The sequence below is a fragment of the Photobacterium galatheae genome, assembly GCF_000695255.1.
Lineage (GTDB): Bacteria > Pseudomonadota > Gammaproteobacteria > Enterobacterales > Vibrionaceae > Photobacterium > Photobacterium galatheae.
On sequence record NZ_JMIB01000039.1, the window covers coordinates 1 to 21,713 of the forward strand.

Consider the following 21,713-nt stretch of genomic DNA (forward strand, 5'->3'; position numbering starts at 1 on the left):
CAGTTTATGAGAACAGCGCCGTTTTTCTTCATATAAGCTATTTCTAACGTACTCATCCACCTAACGATTGATTGTGCGTAAAACGAGATGATGTATAGAAAACCAATCGAATAATTAGAAGGCTATTTTGTTTGATAGAAAATTTTTTGTCCTGTATGGGGCTTGAGACAATATGGTGATTGACCATTTTGCAATTCAATAAAATAAGAACTGTCCCTCAGTGATTGGTCAAAGTCATTTGTATATTTCTATCTCGTAATCAGCAGCAAGCAGGTTTTCACGCGCCCTCTTTCTTGATCTCATTCTTATTTTTGCTTAATTTTTCAAGAAAGAGTGTAGATGTAATTCTCTGCACTTTTACTTAAAACGATGAATAAAAATGGCAGGGCAATTCCAAGATATTAAGAATGTCAGTGACTTAGGGAATGACTGGACACTGATTGGTGTAGAAAAAGGTGACACCCAACATATAAAAATCCCTAAACGACACCAACAGTATGTCGCTATTATTAGTGTCAAGGTTGAGGGTAACGAAGGCGATCAGAGAATCCTGTATTTCTTGGGATACAAGAAATTCTTAGCTTCAGAGCAAGGACGCCTCCTGGTTGCTGAAGTGTCAGCAAAATATAAACTGCGACGTCAGGTTCAGCCCATTGATCATCCCACGGTACTGAAAAAGATTTATCTGGAGTGGGATGAGCGTGTAAAAAACAATAAAGTCAGCATCAAAGATGAGAGAAAGAGTGACGCTGTTGCTGAATTGGGTAACGTGAAAGAAGCGACTGCACTCATTGAGCAATGTTTAAAAGATAATGCATCGGATCTTCACTTAGAGGTCCGTGGCGATGAGGCAAAAATTCGACGTCGTATTAACGGTAGTATTTCATTGTTGAAACCCCTGACGCCTCATGAAGGGAGAAGTTTAGGGAACACAATTTACAACGTTCTTGTGACAGTCGGTGCAGAAATTTTTGATCCAAACAAAGTACAGGACGGTTTGATCGATAAAGATTTAGGCACCATGAGACTTCGGGGACGTGTTGCGACCGCACCAGTCCAGCCTGATGGCTTTGATATGGTGATACGGCTGCTGAAAATTCAGAATGCGACGAAGCCACAATCGCTCAGCGCGCTGGGTTATTCCGACTGTGAAATCGATAGAATCGAAATAGCGACCAACAAGCCTTCTGGTGTGATCATCATTGCTGGAACGACAGGAAGTGGTAAATCGACAACTTTGCAGAACTTGTTGATGAGCAAAATTCTTCAGGAAAAAGCTCAGATCAAGGTGATCACTGTAGAAGACCCGGTTGAATACTTTATCCCGAATGCGACACAGGTCAGTGTGGTTCGTGATCAAGATGGCAATGCAGAAAAAAGCTTCGGCGCAGCAATGAGAACCGCGATGCGAAGCGACCCTGACCTACTGATGGTGGGTGAAATCAGGGACTCCCAAAGTTGTGCATTAATGCGGTCGGCAGTTCAGTCTGGCCATCCGGTTTACTCGACAGTGCATGCCTCTTCTTGTATTGCCACAATCAGCCGGTTAGAAGCACTGGGTTTAGACCGAGAGGTGATGGCTTCGCAAAATTTCTTATCAGGTCTTTTTTATCAGAAGCTTTTAGCAAAGGTATGTCCGCACTGCACAAAACCTTTAACCGGAGATACGATTCCATTCCGATTAACTGAAAAAGACTTTTTAACCTCACTAAAGATACTCAACCAGGATGCCACAGACCTTTGGTATGGGCGGTATCTTGAGTCTCATACAAAGATTTCTTTTATCCGATATTTGCAAGATTGCAGGGCCATTAACTGCGAACAGGCGGACACAATTGCGGGTTCTTATATGATGTTTAATAACAAAGAAAAGGCAGAGCGTCTTCTCGATCGGATCAAGAAAGTTTCGGATGTTAAAAATGACCTTATTCTCTTCAGAGGAACTGGCTGTAAAGCGTGTAAAGGTAGTGGGATTATCGGGCGAATACCGGTGAGCGAAGGTATCAACTTTGACATGGAAATGCTTGATATGGTTGCTAAAAATGATGAGCAGGCACTGACCTCATACTGGAGAAAGAACAAAGGTGGCCGTTTTGCACTGGAAGACGCCATCGTCAAAATGAGACAAGGATTGGTCGATCCCGTGGATATTGAGTCCCACTTAGATCTGCTTGATTCAGTTTCAGTCTAAAAATAAAAAATGAGAGATGTTGACTAAATTTATGCAAGCGAGGTTCGCTTCAAACCCTAAAAAAGCAAAGGTGTTGAAGAAGATAGGCAGTCGCATGAGAGTGGGCCGGAAGGCACTTGATTGTTTCAAAGACCTTGCTGAGTCGATTGAGAACAGTGGCGATGCGATGTATCGAATAGACCCGGTCTATGCTTTTTTGAGAAATGGCAGAGAAGTGCTTGGGAGTGGTCGTCCTCTGTCTGAGTGTTTTGCCGGATGGCTACCCCCTGAGCAGTTAGTGCTAATTCGGACTGGTGAAGAAACAGGGCAGATCGCTGAAGCGATCGATCAGTGCGTGACACTGGATAAGCAAATTGGACTGATTAAAAAAACGATCAAAAAAGCCTCGTTTTTACCGACATTTGCTTCCGCGCTACTCCTTGGTGTTTTGGTGGGCGCATATCAAAAAGGGATTCCCCTGTTGAAAGAGGTTCAACCCGTTGAAGAATGGGGAGAAACGCCATTGCAGTTGTTGGCAATTACAGAGGTGTTTGGCGCAGATCCGATAAGAACAATTGCCATTGCATTATTTACCGTCATCTTACTGGCGTGGGCAATCCCAAACTTTGATGTGAAAGGAAGACCTGAAATCCGAAATCTTCTGGATAAATATGCACCTTTTTTCGGAATCTACCGAACCATCCAAGCTTCAATCTTCCTTCGATCTTTAGCAACGCTACTCACATCAGGCGTCAGAATCAAAGATGCGCTTGAATTAATTGTTCAAAACAGCCCAAAGTATGTTGGCAATAGAGTGACGGAAATGAGAGACAAAATTTCGAGTGGTGGAGAACTAAGTGAATGTTTTGTGACCCCTTTTTTAGGTGAAAACGGAAAAGACCTGGCAGATATGGCTCAAGGTGACTCGCTTGAAGAGGCCCTGGAAGAGGTCGCCACCGAAACGATGGAAGAGGTACTGGAATCTCTGCCAGCAAAGTTGGCCATCATCGGAAAACTCATGATTGGCGGGTGTCTCATGGTCGTGATGTTCGCAATGGGCGCTTTCTACGAGATTGTCGGCTCCATCACTTAGTCCCTGTGAAATAAGGTGGCAAAAAGGCTCCATCGTCGAGCCTTTTAATTTGCCTTTTATTCATCAATCGTTTTAACCTTGTTAAAAAAGATGAACCAAACAGATCTTGTGATTGGTGAAAGCGAAATATTAGATTTCTCGGATATTTATATACATTTAAAAGACCCCGCAGAGAAAAGTTACCTTTTTTTTAAGAAGTTCAGAGCAACACTTGATGTAAATACAGACAGCGCACCTCATGTAAAGCGGATGGCTGACATTATTAAGAAAAAATATTCTGAAACAAATCAATTAAGCTTTCGAATCGCATATTTCAATCGACTATATCGTGTCACCATTATCAAAAGTGTTGATGGCATGATGGCCGAATGTCGTGCTCAGCCGAGGCAGCTTATACCGCTCAACCAAATCGGATTTCCTTCTCAGATAAAAAACTGGACGTTGAATGAAAGACTGTGCAAGGGAGGGTTAATTCTTGTCGTGGGTGCAGTCGGTAGCGGGAAAACAACTACCTGTGCGGCGATAGCAAAAGCTCGTGTTGAGTTGTTTGGTGGGGTTTTGCTGACTATTGAAGATCCGGCTGAGCTTCCCATGCATGGGCGTATTGGAAACGGTCTTTGCATTCAATATGAAATTGAAACGAAGGAAGATTTCCTGGAAGCCGGCAGACTGGCGCTCAGATGTTATCCAGCAGATAAGGCAGGGATCATGTTCATCGGGGAGATCAGAGACTCTAAATCTGCTTCTCTTGCTTTGAGAGCTTCACTGGATGGGCGTTTAGTGGTTGCGACGATGCACGGCGATTCCGTGACTTCAGCGTTACAACGACTCGTGTCGTACACAACCGAAGAAATGAGCAGGGATGAGGCGTATTCGTTACTTCAGAACGGCTTTAGGCTTTGTCTGCACCAGGAATGGGATGCAGGCAAGTTGAAATTTGAGTTTTTGGCAGATACACAATCTGCTGCGAAAACAATCAAGCAGCAAAAACTTGATCTGCTTGGGAGTGAGATTTATGCACAGCAAACACTACTTCATACAAATCAACCGATAAAACTAAGAGATATATAAGATGTTGATCAACATGTTTGACGCCTCAACTGGCAAAGTGAAAAAGTTTAATCCAAACGCGCATCCGGTTCGACGGATCTCTGTTATTTTAGCGAAGCCCACAAAAGCCTGTAACGCCGATTGCTCATATTGTTTTGCGAAACCTTATGATCGAGACAGATGGACGATTGACCGATTCAAAGCGTACTTCGATAAAATTGAGCCTTACCTTCAGGAGCCCGTTCAGTGGATTTGGCATGGTGGGGAGCCTATGTTGATGGGGGTCGCATTTTACAGAGAGGCAGAGCGCTACGCGAGAAAAAGCGGCTTGAAAATTAACTTCTCTATGCAAAGCAACCTGACTCTGTTCCAGGAAGATAAATGGCTTTCATACATTAAGAATGACATTAATCAAAGGATCTCGACAAGTTATGATATCGATGAGGTTTCCAGAACCATTTCTGGCAATTCAGAGAAGTATAACGATCGTTTTTTTGGTGCTTTGGATACCCTGATGGATAACAGAATTACACCATTCGTCATCGGTGTCTTTGATGATTCAAATATCGATCAGGCATCTGATATGTATGCTCTATCGAAAAAGTATGAAGAAAAGTACGGTGTAGGTCTCGATTTTAGAATCAACCCTAAAGTGGACAGGTTTGGTGAGGGATTTTCGGGTGCATTTCAATTAGACCCTGTTCGTTATGGTCAAAAATTGGTAGAGCTTTTAGATGATTGGTTAGATGATAAAGATGCTAATTTTACAATTACACCAATTGATTCTTTTATTCGATTTTATTTTAATCATGGACAAAATACGACCTGTCCTTGGACCAATAAGTGTGCAGGAACATTTCTGAATATAGAGCCAAATGGCGATGTTTATAATTGCGATGATATGGTTCATTACACTGGATTTGACTTCAAATACGGGAACCTGGACAACGATTCAATGGAAGCTATTCTTTCAAGTGATCCATTAAAAGAGTTAACAACCAGGATGCATCAGATTGACCCTTATTGTGCAGAATGTGAATTTTATTATGCATGTCGAGGGGGCTGTGGTGCCTTGAGCCAATTAAACAAAAAAGTGGGAGACGGGAGATATCCTTATTGTGCAACGAATAAAATCATATTTGGCCATATTAAATCGTTATCAGAATCAGGTCGTACAGAGGATCTGTTAAGAAAGGTGAGTACGACTTTAAATTTATGATTTTATGAAATATTTGATAGACTTGAGTGAGTAACTTTTGTTACTTGACATTGTAAAATCTAAAAACTAAATTTCAAAAAAATTTTATGAATAATGTACTCAATGTAGTCGTCGCAGCAGCCACAATTGGTGCAATGGCAAATGTAGATAAGATTGATATTTCGACGATTGATCTGTCTGGCATTAGTGATGAAGGTGTGAAAGAGGCGCATGCTTTTCTGAAAACACCTCTGGTGAAAGAGGTGATTGACAACAATTTCGCTCAGTTGGTCCACAATATCTACAAAGAGAATGTTCGTCTTGTTGATATATATGCCTCTGTGAATAGTTCTGGTAATTATGATATTAAATTAAATGAATACAAGAATGGAACACATAAGGCTGCGGTTGGTGATAAAATAACCGCACGTGGTAAGGCTAGTGCTGTTGTACCATGCCATGGAAACTGCCACGGAAATTGCCACGGCAATCACAGCTCCCGAGGTTGGAGATAACAATCAGAATCAAGTGGTGGCGTTCAAGGCCACCCTTTTTTATATCGGTATAATATGATATCTGCCTACATTAAACTGTCCAACTACTGCAATATGGGTTGCTCTCACTGTTATTTACCTGAAAGTGTCAGATCAGATAACCGTATGATGCATCATGATGTTTTTCATGAATCAATGCGGCTAATCAGGGAGCTGTGTAATACCCAGGGTGAAAAAGATGTGCTGCTTTTGTGGCACGGCGGTGAGCCTTTGCAGTTTGATAAAAAATCATTTGTTCAGCGACTCACCCAAGCTGAGAACTTTTTCTTTTCGAATGGGATATCTGTGTCGCATGGCATGCAAACCGCTTTAATTAATTTTGATGCAGAGTGGGGAGAGATCATCAAACGATACTTTAACTCGAGTGTTGGTGTGAGCATCGATCCTTCGTCAAGAAGTCTTAACGGTGATGTAGCACGATATGAGAGGGCTCTGGAGAAAAGAATTCGAAATGCTCAGGCGATGGGGATTTCGATCAGCGCAAATGTATGTCCGTCTAAACAGGATATCGGTAAGGAAAAAGCACTGTTAGATTGGTTGGTCCAGCATAATGTCAGCAGCTTTGCCATTGATAGATATAATAGTTTTGGTGAACATGAGGATGTGAATCGGCCAACCAATCAGGAGCATTCAGCATTCTTGAGAAACCTTTTAGATGAGTCGATCCAACGGATTAAGAACAAAGATAAAGTGCCTGTCTGTTCAACGTTGCTGGCGGGTATTGATGGTGTTTTAAATGATAAATCTGGTGACCGATGGGGGGTAACCTGTCTTGAAGATTATATTGTCATCAATCCAGATGGCACCACAAATACTTGTCCGGATAAGATATCAGCGGAAGAGACCTATACAGATTCAAATGGATTTGCAAACTCTGAAAAGAGAATAAGAGTGATTACTGACCATAAGATCTCTCATCCGAAAGATCATTGTTATGCTTGTGAGTTCTTTCATTGGTGCCGTTCGGGCTGTCCAATCACAATGAATTCATGGGAAAAAGAAGGTGAGTGCTCCGGTTATAAAGTTTTCCTCAAACATATACAGCGTTTGTATGAGACTGATACAGAACAACTAAAATATTATTTAACTGGAAGTTATGAAAAATGTTAACGAAGCAAACAGGTTTAATCAGCTTGTCTATATCAGGCTAACTGAAGCTTGTAATATGAGATGTGATCATTGCTTCATCCCAGCCAACCCCAAAAAGATGTCTGTTAATGATTGTAAAAAGATCCCTGAAATTTTAGAAAGAATTTCGAAATCAGGGGATAGGATCATTCTTCAGTGGCACGGAGGAGAACCAACGCTCTTCGGAATTCATCGGTTTCAGGAAGTGCTTTCTTATTTAAATGATTCGATTGATGATCGAGTAATTATTCATGGAATCCAAACGAATTTAGCGAACTATGACAGCCAATGGGGTGAGCTATATAAGCGTTACTTTCAGTCAAGGATAGGTGTCTCGTGGGATTACAAGATAAGACATGCAAGAGGTGAGGCGTTTGATTCGCTATTTGGCCGAAAAGTTCAGCAGCTTTCTGAAGATGGCATAGACTTTGATTTAACGATCACCGTGTCTAAACCATTCCATGATTGGGTCTTGAGTGATCCATCTGAGTTTTTCAGCTTTATTGAAAAAGTAAGGCCGAAAAGCTTACATTTGGAAAAAATCACAAAAACCGGTAATGCAAGGTTGAATTGGCCAAATGTGGGATTAACAAATCAGCAGTACAGTAACCTTCTCAGCTTGATTTATCTTTATTCCAGAAGCTGGATGTCAGTCAATAAAGACTGGTTTGATGGCATATCTCCACTCAGTGATTATGAGTCTGATATTCATTCTCTTGTTTATGGTGGTGAACTAGAGTTGAGAGGATGCACATCTGGCGTGTGTGATACTCGATTCCATACGATAGATTCTAATGGCTATAAGTTTGGTTGTACTGCCATAAACTCTGAAGCGGATAATCCTGCGGTCAAAGAAGTGGTGAGTCTGATTACACCCAAGCAACTTGAGTCGATTCGAGAGGTACGAGTCAAAAGTTGCGATGGGTGTCAGTTTATCAAAATATGTAATACAGGTTGTGTTGCAAATACCAAGGTTGATGAAAGCGGTGAGTGCAACGGAGCTTTTACTTTGAGAAATAATATTCTTAATATAATAAAAACAAATGAATTTGATGAAACTTTCAGAAATATGCAGGAGTGATAAAGCGTCACTTCACGGGTTGGTTTTAGATGAAGTACCCAAAGACATTCCAGAGAACCTTCGCGAGGTCTCTGTGGTGGCAGAGCTTAAGTCTGGTGCTTTGTGTCCTGAGTTTGTGACTAAATTGGTGACCTGGACGATTAAGTGCAAGCCAAAGGGGGTTTATACCATTGTTGAGTTTAAGGATTTGGAGCCAGGGATGGTCTCCAGACTGATTCTGGTCTGCGGGAACCTTCAGGTTGGTATCTCACTTGTTCCTCCAAGCGTCGAAAGCGAAGCATCTTTGAGTCAATACAAGCAGGTATTAGGAGAAGCGACGATTGCTTTGCTCAAATTCAGAGGAAGTTCACCTTATCTATATCCGGTCTGTAACTATCTTGAATATATGGCTGCAAATATTCTTTGCGGCGTAGAAGTTTTAGAGCCGAAAGACATTTATACCAAGAAAACCTTTAAAGACATATTGACGCCAGGTGCTGTGGATGAGATCAAAACTTCATTGGCTGAGGTTGTTTATGAGACTTTAGGGGGAAAAGATAAGTTTGAGGAATCGGTGAAGGTTTTCTCCTATGCCACTTATCGTTCTGTTGAGGAGCAAATTTCTGGAAATGGATAGTTTTTGCATCATGCTCCGTCTTACAAATCGATGTAATGCGGAGTGCGACTATTGTAGTACAGATACAAAGTCATCAGATTACATGTCACTACTGCAATTGAGCGAATCTTTGGATTCGCTCAAAAACTATATGGAAACGCTCGGGTTAAATCCTCCAGAAACCGATTTGACAGTTTGCTTTCTGGGTGGCGAACTGTCAACACTCAATTATGACTATTTATGCAAAGCAAAATATTTAGTTGAGGCGTCAATGAAAGCGTTTTCGAGTATTGTTCTGGGTATGCAAACAAACCTGATCATGAGTACGGGGAAGTTGGATTTAATTTATGAATTGTTTGATGGCAACATAGGAACAAGTATTGATAACTTCTCGGATGCCAGACGATTTAAAGGCAGTGCAAATTTATATAGAGAAACGTTTCATAAAAATTTAAACCATATCAGTGAAACAAAAGGAAAATCCCTCGGGGCTTGTTATGTCGTCTCTGGAGAATCGATTACTTATGCAGAAAAGGAAATATCCTTAGCAAAAAAGAATGGGTATCCAATAAAACTGATTGTCGCCCGTCAAAACTACAAGGGGGAAAGCTCTTTTCAGTTTGATACTGATATTGATGCTTTGACTGATATGTATATCAAAACTTTAAATGATTGGTTTATGCAATCCCAAGTTGCGATAGATCCATTGCTTTATATGCTGAACCGGAAGTTGTCTCAACTGGGCGATAGAACACAGGGTTGTTTTGAATCCTGTAACTTTACAAATAAGTGTCATACGCAGGGCGTCAGTATAGAGCCAAACGGAGACTTTTACTTCTGCCAGGAGTTGGCCGATTTGAAAGTATTAAAGTTAGGTAATCTGATTTCAGGTGACTTAGATAACTTACCCATCACAACCGCTAAGTTGAGAGAGGAAAATATTGCCGTCACGTGTTCTGCCTGTGAGCACTTTGTCAGTTGTAAAGGTGGCTGCATGGCATATTCTGTGGATTTAGGCCGCGGTTTTTCGAATAAAGACCCTTACTGCTCACTCTACTATCGGATTTTTTCTCGGATTGATGATCTTATTCGTGAACATGGCCTAAATGAAGTTTTAAAATGGAGAAATGCATTATGATGAAAAAGTTTTTTATTTCAGGGCTTATTATTGGATCACTTTGTCAGAGTGTTTACGCTTCAGTCAATGCGTTAGATGAATCACAGCGGACTCAATTCATGCGCGAGATGTCGGTATGGAAATATGGAGATCCACTAGATAAAATGAATCAATTCATTCTGGACCCGTCCTTTAATCCTTTTGTCAAAGACGCTCACGGAAGAACAGCATTGGATTACTCCAGGAAATATCAGATTAAACCCATTGAGTACATCCTTCAGAAGAAATTCTATAGAAAGTATTACAATAATCATTCTGGAAAGAGCATGTCAGAAGTCTTCACGGGTGAAGATAATAAAGTCGATTTTGTTCGGGCTGTTGCAAAGGGGTCTTTCCCGGCAATACAAGCGTTTATGTCTGAAAATGAAACGTTTAATCTGAATTATGAGCTTGAAGGGGGGATATCGCCGCTCTCTGCCACTGCACTGATAAAGGATGTAGATCTCAGCGGGAAAATTTTCAGTTATTTGATTGAAAAGGGTGCAAATCCAAATGAAACGTTAAAATATTTAAGTCGTGATAATCTGGGACATGTTTTCTGCGCCAGCGATAATTATTTGATGATGCTTTTGGCAATATCTAAGGGATATGATATAAATTTAAGAAATAGAGATGGGTTGGATGTTTATGAATACTCAGTTAAAAATAACAAGAAATTTTGTCAATCTCATCTAGAAAATATCGCAAAATCAAATCATGGAAAAATATTGTAACTCATATCTGGATGAGATCATTGAGGCTAAGCAAATAAGAAACCCGAAAGAGGCTCAGGCTAAGATAGATGGCTTAGTGAAGAAAATTAGGGATGATGCAAAAGCAAACATGAAAGAAGCAATTGTTGCTTATTGTTATCTTCAGATATCAGGATACAAAGTTGAAAAAAATGATGTTGCAGGTCGGGAAAGGTTAAGTAAGATGATCACAAAGCAACGTTGTCCTGAAGCAATGTACTTTGTGGCCACAGCATATTTTTATGGTGACATGGGCTATCCGGAAGATAAGTCGAAAAGTGAACAATGGTTCAGGGATATCGCCATCAATCAAGAATTTGAGATCTCTGACAGAAAGAGATCGAGCGCAGCGCGATATGTTGCTCACTTTTATAAAGAAGGGAAGGTAGTTTCGCAGGATTTATCTGAAGCTGCGAGATTTTACGAGATTGCCTGCCACTTTGGCTGTGAAGAGAGTTCTTTAATGTTAGGTATTATTTGCCTCAATGGCGCTGAAGGTGTTTTTGGCACTATCTTTGAGAAGGATCCTTCAAGAGGGTTAACCCTGTTGCATGCGCTTGCTGAAAAAGGAAACAATAGAGCCATAGAAGAAGTCGTGAAGTATCACTTAGCTGAAGCGATATCCTGGTGTAAGTTAACAACGAATAGAACAGAGCTCATTGGTGCATCAACTGAAGCACTGGAGGGAATCGAATGGATGATAAGGTAGAGAACTTGACTGATCTGCGATTGTCAGACTGTGTGTGACCGACAAAACCTAAATATCACCATCAGGGAAAGGTTTATCTTTCCCTGTTGCATTGATGATTCTCAATTGCTGGTTGCGAATGAGGTGCACTGTTGCACGTCCAAGACGGTTATAGATAGTCTGTCAGCTTTTCACCCTTTGTCACCTCAGATAGTTTTTCACAACCTTTTTTCTCGAGTTGGCGGATTCTTTCTCTCGTCACATTAAATTGCTTTCCTGCTTCTTCAAGTGTGTGCTCATGTGGTACTTCAAATCCGTATCTCATCATGATGATTGTTGCATCACGTTCAGGGAGATTTTTGAGTAGCTCTAATAAAACTTTACGCCTTTCTGCAAGCTCGTAGCTTGTGCTTGGGCAGCATCCAACCGTGCCTTCTTCTTCATCATATTCAATCAATGACAACAGAGATGCATTCGACTCATCACTATTGTTTGATGATGGGGCGATATGGAGACTGATTGGATCTCTTTTAGCACTGATTGCTAATTTAACTTTATCAATGCCGACATTCAGGTGTTCAGCAACCTCTGCCTCTGTGGGTTGCGTCGTATTAACCGCTAAATATTCTTTGGTGAACTTATCAATCTTTTTGATCAGTTCCTGCATATGCGCCGGTATTCTGATTTGTGTTGCCTGATCATTGATAGCACGGGTGATTGCTTGTCTGATCCACCAGGTTGCGTAGGTGCTAAACTTATTTCCCATCCTGTAGTCAAATTTTTCAACGGCCCTTTGAAGTCCAATGTTTCCTTCCTGAACGAGATCCATAAACTCTAACGTTGGACTTTTGTATTTTTTCGCAACGTGAATGACGAGCAATAAGTTTGACTCACACATTTTGTTGATGCTGTCTGTCGTTTTATGGCTATATGAGAACGTGACGCCCCATATTTTTTCTATGAGTGTTGGAGAAATTTCCAGTTCCTCCGACAGATCACAGAGATCCTGACTGAGCAGCGTGAGTCTGTTTTTCAACAGGTGAGGTACCTCTAAAGAATCAAGTGTCCCTCGATCAACCGTGGCATAATAATGATTGATAAGCGTTTCTCGTTTTACTTTTGCCTCTCGTTCTAAGCTCATGTATCTTTTTTTGCAATCGGATAACTTATTGCTGATTAATTTTGCTGCTTTGATGAGCTGCTTTATATAATCATTGTCAACATTGAACTTCGTCAGTTGAATGATGTTCTCGATATATGCCTTTGCTTCTTTCGGTAAGGTTTTAAAAGACGCCATATCGGCATACTGAAACGAGTAGAAGTTGTATGGTGCCGTATACTCTTGAGACTCACCCTTTTTTAACTTCTGTTTAACCAGGATTTTTTCTTTCGTTTTGGTAATCAGGGTCGGATCAAGGCTTTTGAAAAACACCTCCATTTGATCGACCGTCTGGGTGTTCAGTACCTTGATTAAAGCGGGAGCTGTTTCTGAGATGGATTCGATGATGCCAGTGACTTGGTCAAGGTTATCATCATCAGGCTCAGCCTCGTTATTTTCAGTCTCTTCATCATTTTTCTTTTTGCTATAGCAAGAGATCTTAGGATGAGAGTTGACTTGCCTGTTCTGCCTTTCTAGTTCATCTTTTAGTAGTCTTAATGCGGGTTTAAATAATAATACAAATGCCAGTGATGAGTTTTTTGTATACTCAATTTGCTGACTGATGATTATTTCCTGTCCTTTTGTGAGAAGCTTTGTGCGTCCAGCTTCAAGCATATATCGAGAGGCTGCATCTTTGTGTTTGTTCTCAGCAGTGTTTTTTACAGCATCAAGGAATTCACGTTGACCATCGAAGTCATCAATAGATTCTATTTCTTCTACAAAACCAGAATCATCAATGTCGACTGAAGGAAAAATATCTTCTATTGATTTACTATTCATTGGCGCCATTTTTAATATTTAAGATTAATTCATTATTCATTGTAATTCGGGGCGTGTCTATTGTATTTTCATTTTTACAGTTGCTATCTTTTTTAGAAAAGCATGGATATTAAACGTACAATGCCAAGAGTAGGTTGCTCAATCCCTTGCAAAATTATTTTTGATGAGTCCTCAAGCTTAGATGGCTATGTTGCTGACGTCTCCTGTGATGGTCTTTCTTTTTCACCGAGTTCAGGTGAGTTTCCAGATGGGTTTGAAAATAAAAAGATACTGAAAGCTCAGATTGATATGGCGGACTTCTCTGATATCGGTCATACGATAGAATTTGAAGCAAAATTGAGATGGAAAAGAGGTTTGATGATGGGTTTAAAGATTGAATCGATGGATATGCCAAACTTTAAAAAATGGTGGTTCTTAGTGTATACCCTTTTCTTTCCTAAAAAGTCATCAGTGTAAATGGTTCAGCATGAAAGTATTAAAAGATTCAATCACAAGAATCATATCTTCAAATCCAGCCTCTCAGAAAGGTTTAAGTATTTATTATGATAGTGTTTTTAGCTACTTAGGGCTAGATATCGATGGCATAGCACTTTCCGCTTCGTCGAACTCAACGTTACTTCTTCATCGGGGTGTGGATTGTTTAGTTCATTTAGAGGACACTGGCTTCTTCATTGAGAAGCTATCCAGGCAAGATATGATGCTGGATATTTTTCATAAACAGGTTTCTGTTAGAAATCGGGGTGAATTTGTTTTAGCTTATTCTAATATTAATGACTTGATGGATATTAGTACGCTTGAAACTAATGTTTATAAGTTTTTGAAATCAGCAACAAGTGGAAATGGTCTGGCACTTGTTGGCTCACCTTCAGTAATTTTAAATGCTGCTTTACTGGATTATGTCGAGAGAAGACTATCTGGTAGCGTCTGCCGACTGGTTTATTTGAATGGTACTTATAGGGTTTTAGAGTATTCGTCTTGCGGTTCATTCGTCGTTAGCCAGGTGGATTTTAAGGGTCTATCTCAAGCTGTGAATTACATACAGTCTTCCCCCTATCGGTTTGTTTTATTTGAGGCTTATTCTGGATTTCATGGCATATCAGAAGCATTAGAACTTTCGTTAAAAGGAAAAAGTGTTATTTATTGTGAGTGTGGCATCAGTGCAATGTTTTCAATTTATACCTCTCAGAATGAATTAGATGCTCAAATTTTTGCTTCTCTATTTTCAGGGGCACTCTATTTAAATTACTTACCATATGTAAAAGGTGTCAGATTACCTAAGGTTAAATTTGGTGAACATGAGTCATGTTATCGATGGGCATCATTAAAAACATCGCCAACTAAAGATGAACTTATTCTCATCGACCCTATTTCAGGAATAGAAAGTGTAGCCATAAAAACATTAATCCTCTCTGAGGTTGTCGAATCATCGAAGTCTTTAAAAAAATGGATATCAGAAAACCAAAGCCCTGTCGATATGGCGGCTAATTTAAGGCTAGAGCAAGGGTGGCTTTCAATTTCAGATGAGGCAGCGATTGCTGCCAGAGAAGAATCTGTCACCTTTGATCAAGTCATGAAAAAAATCACGTTAATTTAATATTTTGTTTGAAAAAGAAATTTTAAGATTTTACTATTGAAATAAAAACTATGCGCAACAATAAAGTTAGTTTTAAACCCCTGGTGAGAAAGGGTTTCTCGATTATCGAGATAACTGTTGTTCTTGTCGTAATTGCGATTCTTTCAGCAACACTTCTACCACGATTCTTCGAACAGCAAAAAGCAAGTCAGGCAAAGTCTGAATTTGATAAGATGACTGAATTACGTCAGCGTATCGAAAACCTATATGATGGTGATCTGAATTTTGATGGAGTTTCGGATGCTTGGAAGGCTCAGTTGCCTCGTTCATTCACGACGGACGGAACTCTAGTTTATAGTGTTTGGAAAAATGAGATAAATGTAAATACAGAAGGGAGCAACGGATTCTATATCGAATACAAAAAGGTGCCCATGGGTATCGCCTGTACTGAATTTGCTAAATTGGGGCGTGATGCCGGATGGGCCGAGATCAAAATCGGAACTTCAGGCAAAGTAATTGCAGAAACCAAAACAAAGGACATTGCCAAATTGTGTGCAGCGAAAGACTCGACTGCTGTTGTGGATTTTAAATTTATCCACAAGACTTAAGTCTTAATGTCATAATCTTGAAGCCACTGCTTTTTGCAGTGGCTTTTTTTTATCTATAATTATAAAAAATGAAATGCTAACTTTTAGAAAGAGTGGTTATTTATTACTGGAAGCGATACTGGCTTCAGCAATCATCTCTTCTGCAATTCTATTTCGGAGCCAAATAGAGCTGAAGCACAAACAGATCGATCAGGTTAAAGAACTGGCCTCTGATGTGGTCAAAATTCCTTATGCGATTGATAAAAGAACCCTTTTAGATGGTCATACCCTGAACTTACCTACAACTAGTTTTACAGGTGCTCAAGATACGGTTCAAAACTTTTTAGAAGTATCTTTAATTGGTGATTCGAGTGCAGCCTGCAGTGGGGGGTGGTCTCCCGTGGATGCAGCCAATGGTGCGATGAATTTAATTCCCTGTAATTTGTTTAATTACGGCAAGATGCCTTTCAAAATGGATATGGATGGTGCTTATGAATTAACACCGGATGGCACGATTCGGAGTTACGGGATTGAGTTGTATCATGCATCCGATGCAGCGTTTGATAAGCATTCGTCTGTTTACTCGCAGTTGGTCAACTATGCAAGAATCATGGATGCGCCTCAAATGACGGGGACCCATAAATACTATCTGGTCAATAAGGGTTCCGGTGCAGAATTGACCCCCAGTGAGTGTCAGCTTGCAAAAAGCCAATGTGCTTTTAGAGCCGAATACTCAACAAATTATGTTGGCATGGGTGAAGACCCTTACCTGAGAGTGAATGGTTCTAATTTCATGAGAGGCGACATTCGGTTTCAAGGGGTTGGTAGTGCGACGCTTGCCTGCACAAAGATAAAAGATGATGGTGTTGCTTCTGATGCAGAGTGCGGGCTTGACTATGATCAACCCAGCCAGGACTTGAGTGTGTTGGCGAGAAGCGCGCATTCAGAGAAGTTTTACTTAGCGAATAACACCATAAAAAATAGCACGGGTTCATTCATTCCCGTGTCTTGCGTTGTTTCCAGTGGTACTAGTGTTGCCTGTGGTTTAACATTACTGAAGAATCCAAGTGATCCAAGTAAAGTGATATCGAGAGCAGCATTGCATGAGATTTCGGTTGGTGGCTCTATTTATACTGTGAGTGATTCAAAAAAGACGTTTGAAGTTGATGCAGAGACAGGAAATGTGAAAACGAAAGGAAGCCTGACTGTAGAGGAAAATGCCAGCATCAAAAGTGAAAACAGTCAACAACAAATGATACTCGATAACACTCAGATTCACTTTAATGGTGTGATTCCAACGTTGCAAGATACGGATATATTCGCGAAAACGACTAATACAAGTAAATCGCAGCAATTAGCAAATCAGTTAGTGACCAAGGGCTATCTTCATAGTTTTAATCAGATTATTGATATTAAAAGTGGTAAATCTGGGAAATCATATAACCTTTATGCATGTCCTGACGGAAAATATGCAGAAGTGATTGGTTTTCCTGCGAAGTCAACGCTATTGATGAGTCAGAATCAAATCGATCAGGTTTGTCCTTATGTTAAGGGGAAGAGGTTGCCTGAGATTAAGCTTGGTCTCCAACTTCGGATGCCGACCAAAACTTCAATTGAGGGATCAGTGAGTATGGAGTACAACATCGGCTGTCGCTGGGAAGGTGATTATGCTCAGGCATGGTTTATGAATGTAAATGGTGGGAAATTCTCTCCCAGATTCTATTTAATTTCACCGAGAAAATATGGAACAAATAACACAGCTAATATTGAGGTAGAGATGGATTTTATGATGATCCAGTACTGTGGTCAGGGTGGGCTCTCGACAAAATAAAGATATTCTATCTACAACATCATGATTGAGACCTGCCTGATGGCGGGTCTTTTCTTACGTATGTTTTTTACCTATCTTTAAATTAAAAATGAAAATAGCGAAAGCACTCTTACCAGTATCATTGATTTTTGCTTCTGGCTGTTCTTCTTTCAAAGATGTTGAGCCAATCGCGCTAAGATTTAATGAGGAGTCTTTTTCGAATGATTCTATATCGACCTCTTTATATAAATTGAGCGAAAGTGCAGAAGTTGCAGCAAATGCGCAGCGTGCACTGGCTGAGCTGGCGAATGGGATGGCTTCTCAGCAGATGACAAGAGCGCAGTACAATGAGTATGTATTTCAGAAGTCGTATATACCGAGAGACATGGAGCGTAGTGTGGGTGATATCGAATGGTCTGGCCCCGCGATGCCTTTACTTAAGGTTGTGGCAGAAATGGCGGGCTATGTGGTGGCAGAGCCTGCGCATAAACCCTTATTTGAGCCTATTGTTCGGTTGAATACAGTCAAAACAGGGAAGCAGTTGAATGTAAATGATGTCATTCGGGCTATAGAGGCTTCGAATAAAGAAGAAATCTCAATCGATATCATTGAGGATAGCAAAATTATTAACATCAACTACTTCTACTAATGGATAATCTATCGACAGAAGATCTAGGCCAGTTTATTCCGAATGCCGATGAAGGTGAACATGTTTTAACTCGTGATGACCAACGCCGTGATTTAAAATCATTTCACCATGATGAAAATGTACGAAAGTATATTTTATCTGATGAGATTGGCCTCAGTCATTTTTCAAATGAAGATATTTCTCTGAAAGGCGTCTTGCTGTTCACAACACCTGGTTTATCAAAAATTCAATCGGAGGCCAGAGGCAGAGAAGATGTGCTTGAGCGAAGAAAAACACAACTAGAGAAGAAGACGCGAGGGAATATCATTTATAATGAAGCGGTTCGATATGGCGCTCAGGTTGCATTACGAAACACGCTCATGAATTTTCAAAGCCAAATCAATAAAGAATCAAATAGTTTAGCTTCGAATTATAATTTTGACCATTATATGCTTCATAAGAACACCGTTATCCCCCCCATCATCAACATAAGAAAAGATGGCATCACGGTATCTGATGATAAGTTTTCAAAGTTCGACTTTAGTTATTCCATTACTTCTCAAGCTAGATTTACGGACAGAATACCAAATTACAGAGATTATCTGACATTTCAGGAGTACCCTGTTCGAGACCCTTCGGTATTTAATATTCCTATCACTCAAAATGAGCTGACCTACTGGATGAATGGGATCTATGACGGCTGGAAACGAGGGGATGTCCAGGCAAAAATCGAGATTGATAATGCAATTTCAAAGCTGAAATTAGACTTTCTTGGCATGGTTCGATACCACATGTTAAGAAAGAAGAATATCGTCTCAGAACCGGTCATTTCCAAGTCGACGCTCGGCTTGTCTGGTGATCAGAAGAATATTGATATCGGAATTGTTAATTTTGTGATGGATGGTGCTCCTGTATTTGAATTGGATATTCATAATTGGACGCCCTTGCCGATGATTGATGAATTCGAACTCAAAGAATTTATAAAACGAAAGGATGGAAATCAATAAATTAAGAATATTCAGCTTAAGCGATTTTTTTTCAGTGAGTGCTTTACATAGCCTCATTGAAGATGCAATTGATGTTGGAGCTTCAGATATACATATTAATAGTGATAATTACATCAGGTTTGAGGTTCACGGAAGATACCATGCGGTGAGCGGTCACATGCTGGATAGCCTTGAGGTTGTCGCGTTAGTCAACAATCTATACAAGAGTGAAACGGGTTCGGATATGGTGCTTGCAGGGGAGAGTCTGAACCACGAATACGAATATCGATATAAAAAGCCAGGAAGTGAGAAGGTCAAGAGTTATAACTTTCGTGTGAATACTTCAGCGGCGACTGTATTCGGAAGATCCTCGCCGACGGTCACCATCCGGCAGTTGAATGAGGAGCCCCCCGTCTGGGGGGAGATGGGGTATGGCGAAAACTTGTGGGATATCTGGAGACCCGAGAATGGGCTGGTTGTGGTTTCAGGCGCTACGGGTACCGGTAAATCAACGCTTCTGGCGTCAGGCACACGTCGGATTCTTGAGGAACGTGAAAACGAGAAAATCATTACGTTAGAATCGCCAATAGAATATGTGCTTCATCCTTACCAGAAAGAATCGACACTCGTGGTTCAAAGGAGTGTCCCGAAGAATAGTAAAACCTTTGTTCAGGGCGTTGAGGAAGCACTGAGACAGCATCCCTCGGTTGTGGTGATTGGGGAGGCCAGAAAAAAAGAGGAAATTGAAGCGGCGCTTTTAGTCTGTGTGACGGGCCACTTAACCTACACCACAACACATACGAACTCTGTTCCGGAGACCGGACACCGACTGCTGAATGAATTTCCAGTCGAAGAGCAGCGATCGAGGCTTGGTGACATCATTTATTCGAGTCGCGTTTTTGTCAATCAACGGCTTCTTCCTTCAACGGATGGAAAGCGTGTTGCGATAAGAGAAATCCTTCAGTTTGACAGAGATGTTTTGCATCGACTGGAGCAGGTCGATCCGATCAATCTGAAGTCGGAGATGAGAAAACTGGTTGGAGAATATGGTCAGTCCTTTGGCGAACATGCGAGTCATTTTCTTTCTCAGGGGCTTTTAGACAAAAAGCAGGTTGACGCAATATTGTTAAGTGAAAAAAGCGAAATTAAATAGTGATGGAATTAAACTATGTTGAAAGTGCTGAACAGGCAAGGGACTTAGCGTCTGAGTCTAACTTTTGGACTGATACAGGGAATGATGCTTTGTTCTTTACTGTCGATGCGAATTTCTTTGTCCTGATACCTATCTTGTGTTTTAAAATTAATGCCATGACCGTTGGTGGTATTTTGGTTGCCTTTGTCTTTTTAACACTGCTGCGCAAGAAAGATATTACTTTTTTTGAATTTCTAAGTTTAGTGAGATTAAGGCTGGCTGGTTCTAAGTACAGGCGGAGAAAATAGAGTTGTTTAATTTTAAAGAAAAACCTAAATTTAATGAAAAACACTCAAATGTACCCTAATAAACACACTCTTCGTAAATCTATCGCGTTCATTATTGCAGGGGCTCCAATGGCTGCTTTTGCTCATTTAAATATTATTAGCGATAGTGGAAGACCTGAAGAGTTAAAACAAGTTGTTCTCGATGGAGAGGTCTATAAACGAGTTGTGGACATCGGTGATAAGAAATTTATACATCACCCGGTTGACTCTTTTGCTTCAGACCTTCCGATAGGATTAGCATTGCCATCGATTGTTCCTTCTGATTGGGTCATTGATATATCTGATGAACTCTCTGAGTTTTCTGTTTCATGGGATAAAACGGGAAACTGGGATGATGTGATTGTTGAAATATCTAAGCGGCATAATCTGGTTGTTGTTTTTGACTGGAACAGGAATGTGATTCAAATGAAGTTGAATGATGCTGAGATGTTAGATTTGAACTTGGATCAACTGGATGTTGCTGAATCACCAAGTGCCGAGGTGCCTGTCGCCAGGAAGAACGCTGAAGGTAAGTATGAATTTTCAATGAAACCCGTTGTTCACGAAGAAGATAAATCTGTGACGGATTCACTGGTTGTCTGTGCCGAAGCGACTATGGATGGGTGTACAACTCAGAAAATCGATATTGAGAAATTAGCCCTTGATACACAATGGCTTGAATCTGAATCCAAAGCCTTTGAAGGAAATGAAGAGATCGATAAAACGAAAGTTGACAAGGTCGCCTCCCCGACGGGGAAAGAAGTGGAAAGTGCTTCTTCTGACTTGTCAGGAACAAATCAACCTGAAGATATCGCTCAAATCGAAAAGGAACGCGAGATGGCTGATCTGAAACTTGCGATTGAGCGAGATAAGAAATTGCGTGCCGAGTATCAATCTTCATACATTCTTCACGGCGATGGTTCATATGAAGATTTTGTCAATGGTGGCGGGTTTGTCGAAGAGGCTGATCCAGACACAGAGTATGTGTATGTTTTTAAGAGAGGGAAATTATTCGACACAATCAAAAAGTGGGCTGAGTTCAATGATTTTTACGTTGAAAATGAAATTTTCGAAAATAAAAGAATTGACTACCCTAACAGTCAAGAAATTCGGATCAAAGGGAAATTTAAAGATGTGACAACATTGCTTCTGAATAAGTATAGAAAAGCGGAGGTTCCGGTGAATCATAAGTATTATACAGGCGGGGGTGCGAATACACTTTACATATTTGAATCCAAATATGAATCAATGTATGTTAATTAATAAA

General features: G+C 40.5%; 21 protein-coding genes. 20 read left to right on the forward strand and 1 reads right to left on the reverse strand.

Annotation, left to right across the window (positions count from 1 at the left end; all coding sequences use genetic code 11):
- Positions 1-379: 379 nt before the first annotated feature.
- The 11 genes from EA58_RS21150 (at position 380) to EA58_RS18695 (ending at position 11,486) form a co-directional block, all read left to right on the forward strand.
- Positions 380-2,191 (forward strand): GspE/PulE family protein, encoded by a 1,812-nt coding sequence (locus tag EA58_RS21150; protein ID WP_051642230.1) that lies wholly within the window; start codon positions 380-382, stop codon positions 2,189-2,191.
- Positions 2,192-2,207: 16 nt separating this feature from the next.
- Positions 2,208-3,263, forward strand: coding sequence for a type II secretion system F family protein (locus EA58_RS18650; RefSeq protein WP_036756461.1), 1,056 nt, complete (start codon positions 2,208-2,210; stop codon positions 3,261-3,263).
- Between the two features lie 90 nt (positions 3,264-3,353).
- Entirely contained in the window at positions 3,354-4,334 is a 981-nt protein-coding gene (locus EA58_RS21155; RefSeq protein ID WP_051642231.1) for an ATPase, T2SS/T4P/T4SS family, read from the forward strand.
- A 1-nt stretch (position 4,335) separates the two neighbouring features.
- Entirely contained in the window at positions 4,336-5,532 is a 1,197-nt protein-coding gene (locus EA58_RS18660) for a radical SAM protein (protein ID WP_036756462.1), read from the forward strand.
- Positions 5,533-5,618: 86 nt separating this feature from the next.
- Positions 5,619-6,026, forward strand: coding sequence for a hypothetical protein (locus tag EA58_RS18665; protein WP_152548116.1), 408 nt, complete (start codon positions 5,619-5,621; stop codon positions 6,024-6,026).
- A 54-nt stretch (positions 6,027-6,080) separates the two neighbouring features.
- On the forward strand, positions 6,081-7,175 hold the full coding sequence (locus tag EA58_RS18670; protein WP_152548117.1) for a radical SAM/SPASM domain-containing protein: 1,095 nt from the start codon (positions 6,081-6,083) through the stop codon (positions 7,173-7,175).
- On the forward strand, positions 7,162-8,274 hold the full coding sequence (locus tag EA58_RS18675) for a radical SAM protein (RefSeq protein WP_051642232.1): 1,113 nt from the start codon (positions 7,162-7,164) through the stop codon (positions 8,272-8,274). The genes EA58_RS18670 and EA58_RS18675 overlap by 14 nt, the downstream gene beginning before the upstream one ends.
- Positions 8,246-8,890 carry a hypothetical protein gene (locus tag EA58_RS18680; RefSeq protein ID WP_036756465.1) on the forward strand — a complete coding sequence of 215 codons (645 nt, stop codon included), beginning with the start codon at positions 8,246-8,248 and terminating at the stop codon, positions 8,888-8,890. Before EA58_RS18675 ends, EA58_RS18680 begins: the two co-directional genes overlap by 29 nt.
- A gap of 82 nt (positions 8,891-8,972) precedes the next feature.
- A complete protein-coding gene (locus EA58_RS18685; protein ID WP_036756467.1) occupies positions 8,973-10,007 on the forward strand; it encodes an SPASM domain-containing protein in 1,035 nt (344 codons plus the stop codon).
- A complete protein-coding gene (locus EA58_RS18690) occupies positions 10,004-10,759 on the forward strand; it encodes a hypothetical protein (protein WP_152548118.1) in 756 nt (251 codons plus the stop codon). Before EA58_RS18685 ends, EA58_RS18690 begins: the two co-directional genes overlap by 4 nt.
- Positions 10,743-11,486, forward strand: coding sequence for a tetratricopeptide repeat protein (locus EA58_RS18695; protein ID WP_036756471.1), 744 nt, complete (start codon positions 10,743-10,745; stop codon positions 11,484-11,486). Before EA58_RS18690 ends, EA58_RS18695 begins: the two co-directional genes overlap by 17 nt.
- Positions 11,487-11,634: 148 nt before the next feature.
- On the opposite strand, the gene EA58_RS18700 is transcribed toward EA58_RS18695, so the two are convergent.
- Complete coding sequence (locus tag EA58_RS18700; protein WP_161781081.1) at positions 11,635-13,404, reverse strand: sigma-70 family RNA polymerase sigma factor; 1,770 nt, start codon at positions 13,402-13,404, stop codon at positions 11,635-11,637.
- A gap of 102 nt (positions 13,405-13,506) precedes the next feature.
- On the opposite strand from EA58_RS18700, the gene EA58_RS18705 reads away from it, so the two are divergent.
- From EA58_RS18705 to EA58_RS18745, 9 genes are all read left to right on the forward strand, one after another.
- Entirely contained in the window at positions 13,507-13,860 is a 354-nt protein-coding gene (locus tag EA58_RS18705) for a PilZ domain-containing protein (RefSeq protein ID WP_081819759.1), read from the forward strand.
- Between the two features lie 10 nt (positions 13,861-13,870).
- Complete coding sequence (locus EA58_RS18710; protein ID WP_036756477.1) at positions 13,871-14,998, forward strand: hypothetical protein; 1,128 nt, start codon at positions 13,871-13,873, stop codon at positions 14,996-14,998.
- Positions 14,999-15,048: 50 nt separating this feature from the next.
- Complete coding sequence (locus EA58_RS18715) at positions 15,049-15,585, forward strand: type 4 pilus major pilin (RefSeq protein ID WP_036756479.1); 537 nt, start codon at positions 15,049-15,051, stop codon at positions 15,583-15,585.
- Between the two features lie 73 nt (positions 15,586-15,658).
- On the forward strand, positions 15,659-17,395 hold the full coding sequence (locus EA58_RS18720) for a hypothetical protein (protein ID WP_036756482.1): 1,737 nt from the start codon (positions 15,659-15,661) through the stop codon (positions 17,393-17,395).
- An 88-nt stretch (positions 17,396-17,483) separates the two neighbouring features.
- Positions 17,484-18,023, forward strand: a complete 540-nt coding sequence (locus EA58_RS18725) for a DotD/TraH family lipoprotein (RefSeq protein WP_152548119.1) — start codon at positions 17,484-17,486, stop codon at positions 18,021-18,023.
- A complete protein-coding gene (locus EA58_RS18730) occupies positions 18,023-19,009 on the forward strand; it encodes a type IV secretory system conjugative DNA transfer family protein (RefSeq protein WP_036756487.1) in 987 nt (328 codons plus the stop codon). The genes EA58_RS18725 and EA58_RS18730 overlap by 1 nt, the downstream gene beginning before the upstream one ends.
- Positions 18,996-20,141 carry a type IV pilus twitching motility protein PilT gene (locus EA58_RS18735; RefSeq protein ID WP_036756489.1) on the forward strand — a complete coding sequence of 382 codons (1,146 nt, stop codon included), beginning with the start codon at positions 18,996-18,998 and terminating at the stop codon, positions 20,139-20,141. Before EA58_RS18730 ends, EA58_RS18735 begins: the two co-directional genes overlap by 14 nt.
- 2 nt (positions 20,142-20,143) lie before the next feature.
- The gene (locus EA58_RS18740; RefSeq protein WP_036756492.1) at positions 20,144-20,428 is read left to right on the forward strand and encodes a hypothetical protein; all 285 of its coding nucleotides are present in this window, start codon (positions 20,144-20,146) and stop codon (positions 20,426-20,428) included.
- A 108-nt stretch (positions 20,429-20,536) separates the two neighbouring features.
- Entirely contained in the window at positions 20,537-21,709 is a 1,173-nt protein-coding gene (locus EA58_RS18745; protein ID WP_152548120.1) for a hypothetical protein, read from the forward strand.
- Positions 21,710-21,713 lie beyond the last annotated feature (4 nt).